At 67.6% G+C, this 14238-nt stretch carries 13 protein-coding genes; 3 read left to right on the top strand and 10 right to left on the bottom strand.

The genetic code is table 11. From position 1 onward, the window contains the following. The first annotated feature begins 185 nt into the window (after nt 1-185). A complete protein-coding gene (locus tag IAE41_RS19765) occupies nt 186-1622 on the top strand; it encodes a serine hydrolase domain-containing protein (RefSeq protein ID WP_200734270.1) in 1437 nt (478 codons plus the stop codon). A gap of 149 nt (nt 1623-1771) precedes the next feature. Continuing rightward, nucleotides 1772-3880, top strand: coding sequence for a TonB-dependent receptor (locus IAE41_RS19760; RefSeq protein ID WP_200734269.1), 2109 nt, complete (start codon nt 1772-1774; stop codon nt 3878-3880). A gap of 41 nt (nt 3881-3921) precedes the next feature. On the opposite strand, the gene IAE41_RS19755 is transcribed toward IAE41_RS19760, so the two are convergent. The 3 genes from IAE41_RS19755 to IAE41_RS19745 are packed head-to-tail and all read right to left on the bottom strand — an operon-like array spanning nt 3922 to nt 5707. Further along, nucleotides 3922-4704, bottom strand: a complete 783-nt coding sequence (locus IAE41_RS19755; protein ID WP_200734268.1) for a hypothetical protein — start codon at nt 4702-4704, stop codon at nt 3922-3924. Further along, nucleotides 4701-5081 carry a VOC family protein gene (locus tag IAE41_RS19750; protein ID WP_079222358.1) on the bottom strand — a complete coding sequence of 127 codons (381 nt, stop codon included), beginning with the start codon at nt 5079-5081 and terminating at the stop codon, nt 4701-4703. Before IAE41_RS19750 ends, IAE41_RS19755 begins: the two co-directional genes overlap by 4 nt. 44 nt (nt 5082-5125) lie before the next feature. Further along, nucleotides 5126-5707, bottom strand: coding sequence for a TetR/AcrR family transcriptional regulator (locus tag IAE41_RS19745; RefSeq protein WP_200734267.1), 582 nt, complete (start codon nt 5705-5707; stop codon nt 5126-5128). A 69-nt stretch (nt 5708-5776) separates the two neighbouring features. Between IAE41_RS19745 and IAE41_RS19740 the strand changes: the two genes are divergently transcribed. Then, the gene (locus tag IAE41_RS19740; protein WP_079222360.1) at nt 5777-6322 is read left to right on the top strand and encodes a thioesterase family protein; all 546 of its coding nucleotides are present in this window, start codon (nt 5777-5779) and stop codon (nt 6320-6322) included. Between the two features lie 18 nt (nt 6323-6340). On the opposite strand, the gene IAE41_RS19735 is transcribed toward IAE41_RS19740, so the two are convergent. The 7 genes from IAE41_RS19735 to IAE41_RS19705 all read right to left on the bottom strand — a co-directional run bounded on the left by IAE41_RS19735 (nt 6341) and on the right by IAE41_RS19705 (nt 14055). Continuing rightward, nucleotides 6341-6799: a hypothetical protein gene (locus IAE41_RS19735; protein ID WP_200734266.1), complete on the bottom strand. Its 459-nt coding sequence runs from the start codon at nt 6797-6799 to the stop codon at nt 6341-6343. 15 nt (nt 6800-6814) lie between these two features. Continuing rightward, nucleotides 6815-7567 carry an SGNH/GDSL hydrolase family protein gene (locus IAE41_RS19730; protein WP_234458873.1) on the bottom strand — a complete coding sequence of 251 codons (753 nt, stop codon included), beginning with the start codon at nt 7565-7567 and terminating at the stop codon, nt 6815-6817. Nucleotides 7568-7614: 47 nt separating this feature from the next. Beyond that, nucleotides 7615-8034 carry a hypothetical protein gene (locus tag IAE41_RS19725; protein WP_200734264.1) on the bottom strand — a complete coding sequence of 140 codons (420 nt, stop codon included), beginning with the start codon at nt 8032-8034 and terminating at the stop codon, nt 7615-7617. A gap of 163 nt (nt 8035-8197) precedes the next feature. Then, entirely contained in the window at nt 8198-10585 is a 2388-nt protein-coding gene (locus IAE41_RS19720; protein WP_200734263.1) for a GH92 family glycosyl hydrolase, read from the bottom strand. A gap of 137 nt (nt 10586-10722) precedes the next feature. Beyond that, complete coding sequence (locus IAE41_RS19715; RefSeq protein ID WP_200734262.1) at nt 10723-11064, bottom strand: hypothetical protein; 342 nt, start codon at nt 11062-11064, stop codon at nt 10723-10725. Nucleotides 11065-11082: 18 nt separating this feature from the next. Continuing rightward, entirely contained in the window at nt 11083-11409 is a 327-nt protein-coding gene (locus IAE41_RS19710; protein WP_200734261.1) for a hypothetical protein, read from the bottom strand. A gap of 183 nt (nt 11410-11592) precedes the next feature. After that, nucleotides 11593-14055: a prolyl oligopeptidase family serine peptidase gene (locus IAE41_RS19705; protein WP_200734260.1), complete on the bottom strand. Its 2463-nt coding sequence runs from the start codon at nt 14053-14055 to the stop codon at nt 11593-11595. Between the last annotated feature and the right edge of the window lie 183 nt (nt 14056-14238).

Here is a 14238-nt window from a genome sequence, read left to right as displayed (position 1 = left end):
TTAAATGGGGCGGGATGTGCGGGGTTTGCTCGGTTTATGGTGCGGCGCCGGGCCCGGCCCGGCGCTACCCTGAACGTGTGGTAGTGCCGGCCGCTGGCCGGCTGTCCCTGGCGCGGGAATCGGTGCTCTTGACCCGATCTCCCGCCCTGACCAAGATGCGCCATCGCCGCTGACGGACCACCGCGATGTATCGCGCCCTTGCCGCTGCACTTTTCTGCGCCCTGGCAGTCACCCTGCCCGCTTCGGCGCATGATGCTCCCGAAGATCTTCCGGCGCGTCTGGACACCCAGCTGCAGGCCAATAGCGAGCGCTACCGCATCGCCGGCCAGGCGGTGCTGGTTGCACACAACGGCCAGATCCTCTACCAGGGCGCCAGCGGTGAACGCGATCCGGCGTCCCATGCAGCGGCCACAGCCGATTCCATCTTTGCCGCGCAGTCGATGGCCAAGCTGCTGACCAGCACGCTGGTGATGCAGCTGGTCGACCAGGGCAAGCTGGATCTGGATGCACCGGCCAGCCGTTACGTGCCCGGACTGCCAGCGGCTTGGCAGGCGATCCACGTGCGCGACTTCCTCAACCACAGCTCCGGCATCGCCGAGTACTACGAGCGCGTGGACAACCGCTGGGTGAGCAAGGGCTACCCCGGCGTTGCGCCGGATCTTGCCGCCGCACTGAAGGTGGCAGGCGTAGCGCCGATGCAGTTCGCCACCGGCAGCCGCGTGCAGTACACCCAGGCCAACTACCTGGTGCTGACCGCGTTGCTGGAAGCGCATTACCGCAAGCCCTATCCGGATATCGCCCGCGAACGCATCCTGCAGCCACTGAAGATGCGCAGTACTTCGTGGGGGCTGGACAGCGTGCCGGCAGCACGCGCGGCGGTGCCGTACATCGGCAAGGACGGCGCGTTGCAACCCGCCAATGAAGATCCGTGGCCGCGCTACGGCTGGGGCCATGCCGACCTGCAGACCACCGTGGGTGACATCAATCGTTTCCTGCAGGCCCTGGCCACCGGGAAACTGGTACGGACAGCGACACTGGAAAAGCTCTGGCAGCCGCAGAATCTCGCCAACGGCGGCAGCAATTTCTTCTCCACCGGCTGGGACACCACGCGCAGCGATGGCTACACCCAGGTCGGCCACGATGGCGGCACCCGCGTGCGGGCACGGTTGGCCTACAAGGGCAGCCTGGCCAGCGGCTACTGGGTGTTCGTGTATTTCACCAACGGCAGCGCGCGCAACGTGTGGTCGAGCACGCTGGTGGAAAGCACGATGGCGGTGGCGGCGCCGAAGGAGTTTCCGCATGCGGTGCTGTCCGAGCGGCTGATTGCCTATGCGATGGATGAGAACGCAGGCGCAGCCGCAGCGATGCAGAACTGGCTGCAGGACAACCCCGGCATCACCGGCGACGAGCGCGAGCGCGCGATCAATACCAGCGGTTACGCCATCCGCGAGAGCCTGGGCGCAGCCAGGGCATTGAAGGTATTCGCCCTCAACACCGAGCTGTACCCGGCGTCCGCCAATGCGTGGGACAGCCTGGCCGAATGCCATGCGGCGCTGGGGGATGCGGAGACTGCAAAGGCGTTGTACGCAAAGTCGAAGGCGCTGGCGAAACAGCCTTTGTAGAGCCGAGCCGATGCTCGGCTCCGTAGAAAAGCAGCCGAGCATGGGCTCGGCTCTACAGGTGCACCACCCCCCATACGCAGCCGGCGGGTGACGTATTGCCCGCGACCTGTTAACTTTCGCGCCATTCTCGCAGTTTACAGCCTGTCCGCATGTCGCTTCCGTCCTACCGCCCCACCCCGTCGCCGCTGTTCCTGGCCGTTTCCCTCAGCCTTGCCGCCACCGCCCACGCCGCGCCGCAGGCCACCACGCTGGACGCGGTGCAGGTCACCGCCGCCGATGCCAGCGCCCAGGCCCGCGAGGCGCTCAAGCGCGTGCCCGGCGCCAGCAATGTCATCGACGTTGCCAAGGCCGACAGCCGCCTGTCCAGCAGCGCCGATGTGCTGGCCTTCCAGCCGGGCATCAGTGCGCAGTCGCCGGGCAACGAGGGCACCAAGGTGTCGATCCGCGGTTCGGGCATCAACCGCGGGCCGGGCGCGCATGCATCGGGCATCGCCGTCTCCCTCGATGGCCTGCCGCTGACCGGCCCGGGCGGCACGCCCTACGAACTGCTGGAACCGCTGTGGCTTTCACGCGTGGAAGTCCTGCGCGGCGCCAACGGTTTCGAGCGCGGCGCGCTGGCGTTGGGTGGTGCCATCGACTATGTCAGCCGCAGCGGCCGTGATTCGGCCGGCGTGCAGCTGCATTACGAAGCCGGCAGCCGCGGCTACCAGAAGCGCGGGATCAGCTGGGGCGGCGTCAGTGGTGATGTCGACTACTTCCTGGCCTACACCGACAGCGAATTCGACGGTTACCAGCGCCACGCGCGCGGTGATGGCAAGGGCGCGATGGCCAACATCGGCTGGCAGGTCACGCCCGATCTGCAGACGCGCTTCTTCGTGCGCTACCGCGAAACCAACCACGAAACGCCCGGGCGCCTGACCCGCGAGCAGATCCGCAACGACCCGCGCGCGGCCAACCCGGCCAACCTGGCCATCGATGCGCGCCGTCCGCAGCCGGGCAGCACCTGGATCGGCAACATGACCACGCTGCAGATCGACGAGGATTCTTCGCTGCAGGCCGGGCTGGTCTACCACAAGTACCCGATGGACCTGGGCGAGAGCCTGTACCGCCAGCAGCTGGACTACGCCGACCTCAACGCCACGCTGGACTACCGCCAACGCCACACTCTGTTCGGCCGCGACAGCGAGACCACCGTCGGCCTGCGCGTGGCCCACGACCTGGATGCCAACGTTCGCGAGTCGCTGCGTTTTGCCAGCAATGGCTATGCCGCCGGCACGCGCACGCGCGACTTCCGCCATCTCGGTACCAACAGCACGCTGCACATCGGCAACAACCTGGCCGTGAATGACCGCCTGCGCGTGCAGACCGGCCTGGCGCTGATCAACACCCGCAGCGATGTGCAGGTGACCTGGCCCACCAGCGGCGGCCGCCTGCGCGACCACGACTGGGACTACGCGCCGCGCCTGGGTTTCACCTGGCAGCACAGTGCGCAGACGCAGTGGTTCGGCAACCTCAGCCGCTCGGTGGAAGCGCCGCACCCGTGGTCGATGATCTGGGGTTCGAACCAGTTCTTCGGCGCGGGCAACGGCCCATCCACCGGCCGCCAGAGCACGCCGGTGGCGATGCAGAACCAGACCGCTACCACGCTGGAACTGGGCGCGCGCGGCGAAGCGGCACTGGGCCGCTGGGAACTGACCGGCTACTACGCACACGTCAACCACGAACTGCTGAGCGTGGAGCTGCAGCCGGTACCAAACCTGTTCGTGGCCGAGAACAACGCCAGCCCCACCGTGCACCGCGGCATCGAGGCCGGCCTGGACAGCACGCTGTGGCAGGGCGCACCGGGTCGACTGTCACTGCGCCAGGCCTACACCTTCAGTGATTTCCGCTACCGCCATGACACGCGCTTCGGCAGCAACCGCCTGCCCGGCCTGCCGCAGCACAGCTACCAGGCCGAACTGCGCTTCGACCATGCCTCCGGCCTGTACGCCGCACTCAACACCGAGTACGCCTCGCGCATTGCCGTGGATTACGCCAACAGCTACTGGGCCGACAGCCATGTGATCTTCGGCAGCCGCATCGGCTACGACGCACCAGGTGGCCGCTGGCAGGCCTGGGCGGAGATGCGCAACATCGGCGACCGCCACTACGCCGCAACGGTGACGCCGGGCTATGACGATGCCGGCAAGGATGTCGCCCGCTCCACGCCGGGCGAAGGCCGGGGTGTCTACGCAGGGGTGCGCTGGCGTTTTGATTGAGCGGCAATCGCCAGCCCGCACGTGCAGGCGCAGCCGGGAAACTACAGCGCCTGCACCACCTGCATCAGGCTGACCGCACCCGGCGCCAGCTGCTGCGCCACCCAGCCCAGCCCGGCGAAGAACACCAGCAGGCCCAGCAGCGGCCAGAACGTGTGCGACAGGCACAACCGCCACCAGCCCTGCGCACCCATGCCCTGCATGCGCCGGTACAGGCCGCCGACAATCGCAGCGTCCACCAGCAGCTCGGCCATCAGCACCGGCGCCGACCACACCACCCAGGCACTGGCCAACAACACGCTGGCCACCAGCGCGAGAATGCCGAGCACGGCCAGCAATGGCAGGCCGGCTTCATGCTCGGTGGCGGCATCGATCAGGGATGCGCCATCGCTGTCCATGACCGAGGCAGCCGAGGCCTCGCCCCAGGATGCCGACGCGCCGCCACCGCCGGAGTGACCGCCGCTGCCGCCCCAGGAAGGACCGCTGCGCGGCGTACTTCCACCACCGCCAGCATTGCTGGCGACTTCGCCTGCCCCGTCCGCCACCGCATCCCAGCGCCAGCGGATCCAGATCCACATCAGCAGCAGGAACACGGCATAGGCCAGCAGTACCGCCAGCGGGTAACGCAGCAGCATGCTGTCCAGCCCGGCCAGCCGCAGCACATGCGAGGCCAGGAAGCCCGCGCCGCCGGTCAGCAGCACGATCAGCGCCATCTGCAGGCGCGGCCATCCCTGGTGCTGCAGCTGCCGCCGCGCGCGTGCGACTTCGCTGCTGCGGGTCATCGGCAGCTTCAGCGCGCTGCCGCCGAAACGCCTGGTCCGCTTCATGCCGGCAGCGCCTTGGTCACCGCTTCGATGTGATGGCCATCGGGGTCGACCACGAACGCCGCGTAATACGTATCGCCGTAATCGGGGCGCAGGCCGGGCGGACCGTTGTCACGCCCTCCGGTCGCCATGGCCGCTGCATGGAAGACATCGACGGCCATGGCAGAGTCGGCGGCAAATGCCAGGTGGAAGCCCGGGCCCGGCGGCGTGGCATCGTCGCGCAGCTTCAGGCACAGCGCGTCTTCATCATCGGCCACGCCGTAGCCGATCGCGGTGTCATCCTCGAACACGCGGCGGTAACCGAGTGCGGCGAGCACTGCGTCGTAGAAGCGACCGGCGGCATCCAGATCACGGACGCCGAGGGAAAGGTGGTGCAGCATGCGGACATCCTTGCCGAACAAGCGTGGTTACGTTCGGGTCGATTCTATCGTGCAGGTGGCGCGGCGGCCGTCAGCAGCTGCGCGGCCACCTGGTCGAACGGGGCGATGTCCTGCAGCGCGCGACTCATGGCCACCGCGCCTTCCACGCTGGCGATGACAAGACTGGCCAATCCGGCCGCCTGCTCCGGCGCGTGCCCATCGGCGACGAACGCCTGGGCGAGGTGCCCCTGCCAACGCACGAACACCTTGGCGGCGGCCGCGCGCGGCTGGCTCGCGACGGCGTCGACCGGTTCTTCCACTGCCGCGGCCAGCACCGGGCAGCCGGCACGGAACTGCGAGCGCAGCAGGCGCTCGCGCCACATCGCCAGGAACTCCTGCAGGCCCTGCACCGCGCCGTCGCGCAGCAGCTCCACCAGCAACGCCTCCACCTTGTCACCGGCCATGTGGGTCGCCCTGGCCAGCAGTTCCTGCTTGCCCCCCGGGAAGTGGTGGTAGGTCGAACCCAGCGGCGCTTCGGCCAGCTTGGTCACCTCGCGGATGCTGGTGGCATTGAGCCCTACCCGCGCCAGCATCTGGGCGGCGGCATCGATCACACGCTGCGGGGCTTCGGACGCTCGCGGGCTCATGCCGCTCTCCTTGCTAGGACAGTCGTCATAGATTAGCGTATCGGCTGATCTATAACAGTCGTCATAACCATGAATCTCTGGTTCCGCCTGCTCCACCTGCTGCTGTGCAGCCTGTTCCGGCCGAAGCTGCAGGCCCCGTTCGGGGTTTCGCGCCTGCCGTTCCGCGTGCTGCCCAACGATCTGGACAGCAACCTGCACATGACCAACGGGCGCTACTGGAACATCTTCGACCTCGGCCGGCTGGACCTGATCCTGCGCATGGGCCTGGGCAAGGTGGCGCTGCGCGAGAAGTGGGCGCCCATCGTCGGCGCCGGCACCATCCAGTTCCGCCGCGAGCTCAAGCCGTTCCAGCGCTTCACCCTGGAAACGCGGCTGGCCGGCTGGGTCGGCACGCGGATCATCATGGAGCAGCGCGTGCTGGTCGGGCCGGAGCAGAAAGTCGTCACCCGTGCCCTGCTGGTCACCGGCATCTACGACCGCCGTGCGCGCAGCTTCGTGGGCATGGAACGGATGATGGCGGCCATCGGCTGCGATACGCCGCCGTCGCCGCCATTGAGTGCGGCCGCCGAAGCGCTGCTCGCCGCCGATGCGGCACTGAAGCGCGACGACGACTGAGCGGACGCTTTAGAGCGCCTACCGGAGCACGTCCTTCAAGCGCCGCTTGTGCGATTCCACCGCGTTCCAGTTCCAGTCGCACACGGGCGGAACATCCAGCGCGCCCCGCTCCCGGCCCAGTGCAGCGCGCTCGGTGAGGGCGTGCACCTTCGCGGCGCAGTTGGCATCGACGGCCATCGGCAGCAGGATCGAGATCAGCCCCCAGCCGGAGACCGTGAATCGCGCAGATTCACTGCGCCCGGTGTCGAACGGGCGCACGCGCACGGCACCGCCCATGTCCGCGTACTGCACGCCTATCAACAGCATGCCGCCGGACACCCACTGCAGGGCCCGGCCATGTTCGCAGAGCGCCTCGGCCGACGTGTAGCGGCGCGGCTGGTCGCCGGCGCTTGAATAGAGCTCAGTGACCAGCACCGGGTTGCGCTTGAACACGGCGCGCGCCACGGTCTCGACCAGCCTGTTGGAAACAGCTGCCATGCCCAGCGAATGCGATCAGCGCGCGCCAGGCGGCGTGGCGGCCAGCGCGCGCTCGATGGCGCGCTCCGCCAACGGTGCCATCACGGCATAGCCCTTCGCGGTGGGATGCACACCATCGGCCGCCAAGGCAGCATCCAGTCCACCGGCCGCATTGGCCATGGCCGTGTAGTAATCCAGGTACACCAGCCCCTGTGCATCGGCATACTGCTTGAGCGCCGCATTCAAGGCACGCACCTTCGGCGCCGGTTCGATGCCGGGCATCCACGGGTACTCGCTCACCGGCAGCACCGAGGCCAGCACAACGGCGATGCCGTGTGCACGGGCCAGCTCCACCATCGCGTGCAGGTTGTCCTCGATCATCGCCTGCGTGCTGGGCCCGGTGTTGCCAGCAATATCGTTGGTGCCGGCAAGAATGAGCACCACGTCCGGCTGCAGAGCGATGACGTCCTGGCGGAAGCGCAGCAGCATCTGCGGCGTGGTCTGCCCGCCGATGCCGCGGTTGAGGTAGCCCTTGCCGGGGAAGAACGCCGCAGGATCTTTTTCACCCCAGCCCTGGGTGATCGAATCGCCGTAGAACAGCACGCGTGGCACGCCGGCCTGCTTGGCCGGTACGCGCGCGTTGGCCTCTCGGTAGCGCGCCAGCTCTGGCCAGTCGGACAGGCGCTGCTGCAGGTAGCGCACCTCATCCGGGGTGACCTGGTCGACCGGTTTCAGCAGCAGCGGATTGACCGCCTGCGGCGGCTGCGCCTGCACACAGGACGTAGTCATGGCGAGGGCCAAGGCGGCAGCGCAGCATCGGGCGTGAAGGATGTAGCTCATGAATTTTCCAGAAGGAACTGGCTGATCTCGCGCCGCAGATCGAGGTCGTCGGTCTGCCGTGCGGCTTCGTCGGCGCGCAACGCGAACTCGTAGCCGCGCTCCTTTTCACCCTGGTCGATGTGGCGCCGCGCCAGCCCCAGGCAGATCGACGCTTCGCCTTCGATCACGCCCAGCTGGCGCGCCTGTTTCAGCGCGCGTTCGTAGTAACCGATCGCTATGCCACTGTCGCTGGTGAAGTCGCCCAGGGTTTCCCACAGGAACGGATGGTCGCGGCCTTCCACCGCCATCGCATCGCAGTACTGCCGCAGTTCGTCATGCAGCCGCCACTGGCTGCGGGTATCACCGTGGGTGCTGGCATTGGCCATTTCGACCGCCACGCCCAGTACGTGCTCGTACACGTCCTGTGGAATTTCCATGGGAACCTCCTGCCGCTTGTCTGTTGCACGGTCAGGCTAGCACGGCCGGGTGGTGCCCGGCCGTGTGGTGGTTCATCCACGCATGGCGTGGCACGGCATCCACGCATGGCGTGGATCTACTGGTGGCAGGCTGTTTCGTGGTTCATCAACGCAGCGTGCGGATTTACCGGGGGCCGTGCGAAGGCGGTACGTCCTGTGCGCCCCACTGCTCGTTCTTCGTGGTGCCCAGCTCGAAGTCCAGGGTGCCGCCGCGCTGCACGAAACTGGCGGGCAGCCAGCTCGCGTTGCTGGCCTTGCCATCCACCTGCAGCGACTGCACGTACGGCGCATCCATCGCTGCGCCGCGCGCGCGCACCACGATCTTCGCGCCCGGGCGGGTGATCACCGCTTCGGTGAACAACGGGCTGCCGATCACCAGGTCCGCGCGACCCGGGTACACCGGGTACAGGCCCAGCGCCGACCACACGTACCACGAGGACATCTGCCCGAGGTCATTGTTGCCGGGCATGCCCTCGGGCGTGTTGGTCCAGATCTGGCGCATCGCCTGGCGCACGGTTTCCTGGGTCTTCCACGGCTGGCCGAGGAAGTTGTAGAGCCACGGCGCGGCGATGGACGGTTCGTTGTCCAGCTCGGCGTGCAGCGGGCCGGACTTGGTCACCGCCCAGGCCCCATCCTCCTTGCGGAAGAATGCATCCAGGCGCGCGATGCTGGCGTCGCGGCCACCGAGCGCCTCGAACAGACCGGCCGGATCGAACGGCACCATCCACAGGTACTGCGCGCCGCTGCCCTCGACGAAGCCATCATCGGCCGCCGGGTCGAACGCGGGCCAGCTGCCATCGGCGTTGCGCGGCTGGATGTAGCCCTGCTGCGCGGTGGCCTTCGGGTTGTAGAGGTTGCGCCCCCAGCCGGAACGCTCGCGGAACTGCTTTGCGCCCTGCGCATCGCCGGCCGCCAGGGCCAGCTCGGACAGGCCGAAGTCGGCGCTGACCATTTCCAGCGTATCAGCCGCACTGCCCCAGCCCGGTGCGCCTTCAGGCATGTACTTCAACGCCAGCCACTGGTCCAAGCCCGGGCGCTGGCCCACGCACAGCACCGGGCAACCGCGCTTGTCCAGGTCGCGCGCGGTGGGCACGGTGGCGGCCTTCTTCAGCGAGGCGTAGGCGCGCTGCAGGTCGAAGCTGCGGCCGCCAAAGGCATGGATGGCCGCCACCGACGGCGGCGACGGATCGCCGTTCATCACCCCGGTGGCACCGGTGATATGGGTCCAGCGATCCCACACGCCGCCATTCTGGTCGGCCTGGTTCAACAGCGACTGCGCCACGTCAGAGCCCACCTGCGGCTGCAGCAGGGTCAGCAGCTGCAGCTGCGAGCGGTACACATCCCAGCCCGAGTAGTTGGCGTACTGCGCCTGCTGTCGTTTGGACAGGCTATGCACCTTGCCATCCATGCCGCGGTAGCGCCCGTCGCCATCGCTGTGCAGGTTGGGCGCCAGCATGGCGTGGTAGAGCGCGGTGTAGAACACGGTGCGCTCGTCGGCGGTGCCGCCCTGTACCCGCACCTGGCCCAGCAGTTCGTTCCATTTCGCACGGGTGGCGGCCTGCGTTGCAGCCACCGTCGTGCCCTGCGGGCTCTCGCGGCGCAGGTTGGCCCGCGCGCCGGCTTCATCCACGTACGAAATGCCGATGCGTGCGGTCACCTGCGGCGTGCGCTTGGCATCAAAGCTGATCCAGCCGCCCGCGCCCTTGCCGGCCGGCGGGTGGCCCTTGCTGCCATAGGTGGTGCCACCGCTTCCTTCACGCGCGCCGGCCTGCACCGTGTCGTCGCGCCAGGTGCCACCCACCTCAAACGGCTGGTCGAACTCGGCGACGAAATGCAGGGTGTAATAGCTTTCGCGGCGGTCCTCGGCGAGGTAGCCGCAGAAGTTGCCGCTGGTGACCGAACCGCGCACGGTGCGCGTGGCCGGGTCGATGATGATCGTCGAATCGCTGCTGCCTACTTCGCTGTCGGACGTGCGGAACAGCAGGTTGGCCGGCTTGTCGGCCGGGAACTGGAACTGGCCCACGGCCGTGCGCGCGGTGGCCGCCAGGCTGACGGCCACGCCGTTGTCCAGGGTGAGCGTGTAGGCGCCGGGGCTGGCGGTTTCCTTGGCGTGGTCCAGCAGGCTGGTGTAGCGCACCCCGGCATCGGCGGATGAGGGCGACAGCTCCACTGGCAGGGTCACTGGCATCAGCGGGATATCGCCACTGGCGCCGGTGCAGCCGGTGCCATTGACGTGGGTCAGGCTGAAACCACGCACACCGTTGCTGCGCCACTCGTAGCCGCCGGGTGCGGCGATCGGGAAACGCTTGCCCGGCAATGCGGTCATTTCCGGGCTGAAGGCCACCATGCCGAAGGGCACCGTCGGCCCGGGGTAGACGTTGCCGGCATTGGTGGTGCCGATGAACGGATTGACCTCGGCGGCCAGGTCCTGCGCAGGTGCCCTGGCGGCCAGCAGCGGCAGTGGGGACAGCGTCAATACAGCGGAAACGACGACCAGCAACGAACGGGACATCGACAACTCCAGTGGAAGGAGGCACCCACGCGCCTTGAACCGCTGAGAGTAGTACGCGGCCGGACACCCGGCGACGGGCCGGAGGTCATGGTTACCGGTACAGGGTCACGAACCGCAGCCTTCTGCTGGCGCGTCAATCAGAACAGCGTGCCCAGCTTGAACAGCGGCAGATAGGCTGCGAACAGGGCCACCGGCGTCGCCAGCATCAGCGCGATACAACCGATCAGCGCCGAGGTGCGTGCCCGCCCCGCCAGCCAGGTCGCAACCACCGCCAGCGGTGCAAGCCAGACCAGCCCATAGTTGCCAGCAAAGACCTGGGTGATCACGGGCAAGGGCTGCCCCGCTTCGGCGAAACTCTCAACGAACTGCGGTATCGCAAACCGGCCCAGCACCGTGCAGCCCGCTGCAGCCACGCCACTGCACAGCAGGCCGATCAGCAGCCATCCGATTCCGGTACGACCGGTTGCAACAGATGTCATGGCGGTATCCGTGGCCGATCAGTAGGTGCCTTGTACGTACGGCTGCCCCGCCTGGGTGGTGCCGATGATCATCGCCACCGTTTGATCGTCCTTGTGGAAGCCGGCCGAGCACACCGCATCGCGGCCCTGGCCGCATTCGATCTCGGGGAAGTCCGGCAGTGCGGCCTGCGCTGATTCCGGCGGCGTGACGTGCCAACCGGCCGCATCAAGCAGGCGCTTGGCCTTGGCATAGGGCATGCCGGCGGTAATGCCCAGCGCGGCCAGTTCACCGGTCAGCTCCTGTGCCGGCGCGATGGCCGGTGCGATGGCCAGTGACAGGGACACAGCAAGAACGATGGCTTTCATTGGACGCATCCGTGGCGAACACCAGAGCTGCAGCGTACCGCAGCTTTGCGGCAACGCAATGGCAGGGCCTTTGTAGAGTCGAGCTTGCTCGACTGTCTTCTGCAGGCAGTCGAGCATGGCTCAACTCTGCAAAAGCAGTCGAGCATGGCTCGACTCTACAAGGGCAGTCGAGCAAGCTCGACTCTACCGCGCGTTCTTCACGTAGGTGTCGAACCAGTTCAGCATCTCCGACACCAGCTGTTCGTTCGATTCCAGTGCGGTGTACCAGTGCGGTTCGTTCGGCAGCATCACCAGGCGGGTCGTGCCACCGTTGCCACGGATGGCCTGGTACAGCTTGCGCGACTGGAACGGTTCGGTGCCCGGGTTGGCATCATCCTCGCCGTGGACCAGCAGCAGCGGCAGCTTGATCTTGTCGGCGTAGAAGAACGGCGACGCCTTCAGGTACACGTCCTGCGCCTGCCACACCGAGCGACGCTCGTTCTGGAAGCCGAACGGGGTGAACGTCTTGTTGTACGAACCGCTGGTCGCCACGCCGGCCTTGAACAGGTTGGTGTGCGCGATCAGGTTGGCGGTCATCAGGCCGCCATGGCTGTGGCCGGTGACGCCGATGCGGTTGCGATCGACCACGCCCATGTCCACGGCCTTGTCCACCGCCGCCTTGGCGTCGGCTTCCAACTGCTCCAGATAGGTGTCATAGGCGGTCTTCGGGTCGCCGACGATCGGGAACGAGGCGTTGTCGATGATCGCGTAGCCGGCCAGCAGCATCAGGCGGTACGGCTGCAGGCGGGTGAAGGTCTGCTGCGAACCGGACACCTGGCCGGCCTGGGCGGCGTTGGCGAAGTCGGCCGGGTACGCATACAGGATGGCCGGCACGCGCTGGCCTTCCTTGTAGCCCGGCGGGGTGTACAGGGTGAAGGACAGATCCACGCCGTCGGCACGCTTGTAGGTCACCAGCTGCTTCTTGATCTGGCGCACTTCCGGCGTCGGGTCGACCAGCTTGGTCAGCGCAGTGGCCGTGGACGCGAACTGCGCCTCACCGTCCTTGGCGGCGGCAACCGCCTCGCCCTGCTGTCGCACGAACGCATTCGGCGCGTCCACCACCGACTGGTGCCAGGTGAGGTAGCGGCCCGGGGTGTTGCTGAAGCCCAGGAACTGCTCGTAGGCATCGGCGCTGCTGCGGAACAGGCGCTCACTCTTCAGCGTGCCCAGGTCCAGGCGGTCCAGGAACGGACGATCACCCTGCGGCGATGCGCCCTGCCCGCGCAGGAACACGAAATTGCCTTCCTGGCGCACGACCGCCGCGCCGTTGGGCAGGCGCTTGAACACCAGGTTGCCCGGGTCGCCGTACAGCTCATCGCTGGACATGTCCCACAGCAGGCGGCCTTCCTTCTTCGGCTGGTCGACATCGACGATGCGGGTCTGCACCCAGTGGCGGTTCTCGTCGTTCTCGAACATGAAGGACACCGCCGGGTCCGCCGACCAGGCCAGGCCTTCGAAACGCTGCGCGGTGCGGGCGATTTCCACCGGCTTGCCGTTGAACGGGGCCTTCAGCATCAGCACGCGATCGCGGTGTGGCACGGTCACCTTCCAGTCGCCCTTGTCCAGCGCTTCGGCGTAGACCAGGGTGGCCGGGTCGGTGGAGCGCCAGTCGAAACCACGCGGGCCTTCCGGCACGCCGTGCACCGGCACGCGGTCGGCCAGCGGCAGGCTGGCGATGGCGGTGGCCTTGCCCGTGGTGATGTCCAGCACCGCCACATCGTTGGCGAAGCGCTGGTAGGTCACCGCATGCGAGAACGGCGGCTTGATCGATTCGGTCAGCACGTGCACGCCATCGGGCGCAGCGTTGACGTCGTTGAAGATGGCGGCGCTGCCGACCGGGCGGACGCTGCCGCTGGTGGTGTCGACCACGGCCAGCTGCGAAGCGCCGTAGTAGGCGAACAGCTTTTCGTCATGCGCGCTGGTCAGCGTGTCGCGCGCTTCATAGGTACTGCTTTCGCCGCTGCTGCCCAGCGATTCCTGCGCGTCCGGGCCGGTCGGCACGCCGCCGTCGGAGGGTGCCGCGCCCTGGTTGGCCGGCACCAGCTTCACCAGCAGGTTCTGGCTGCCGCCGAGCCACTGCACGGTGCTGCCGAAGATCGGGTTGAGCTGCACGCCCGGTACCTGCTTGACCTGGCCGGTGGCTGCATCGCCCACCCACAGCTGCACGCTGGTATCGACCGCATTCTGGAACGCGAAGTGGCTGCCATCGGCCGACCACTGCGCCGCACCGGCACAGCCCTGCGGCAGGTCGACCTTGGTGGTCCTGCCGCTGGCAATTTCAACCACGCTGAAATCGGCCACGCAGGCCGGGATGCCGTAACCGCCGGGAGTATCGTGGCGGCTGCGGTTCTTGGGCTCCAGGCGCACACCGGCCAGCTTCAGGTACGGCTGGGCCACGCGGGCGATGGACGGATAGGTCTGCGCGGTGGTCAGCAGCAGGCGCTGGCCGCTCGGATCGACGTTCGGTGCCGGCGGCGGCGGTGCTTTGAGCACCTTCAGCAGGTGTTCCGGCGGCTTTGCGTAATCGGCAAGCGCCGGGCCAGCGGCCAGCAGGCCGAAGGTAGCAACGGCGATGGCCGCCGCCAGAGAGGTGCGATGGATGAGCATCCTTGATCCCCAGGGGTGTGATTGGGCACCCGCCAGACAGCGGGCATCGGCCGAATCTAGCACCCCGGGGAGGGTTGTGAATGGGCCGGAAGGGCTAGTGGCCGGATGCTGCAAACCACCCCGCCGGGCACCGGCAACCTCCGGTAGCGGCGGGGCCGGGCGCGCCGCCCCCGGCCCGGAGCC

The sequence above is a fragment of the Stenotrophomonas sp. S39 genome, from assembly GCF_016624665.1.
In the GTDB taxonomy this organism is placed as follows: Bacteria; Pseudomonadota; Gammaproteobacteria; order Xanthomonadales; family Xanthomonadaceae; genus Stenotrophomonas.
This window is presented reverse-complemented; position numbering and strand designations above follow the sequence as displayed.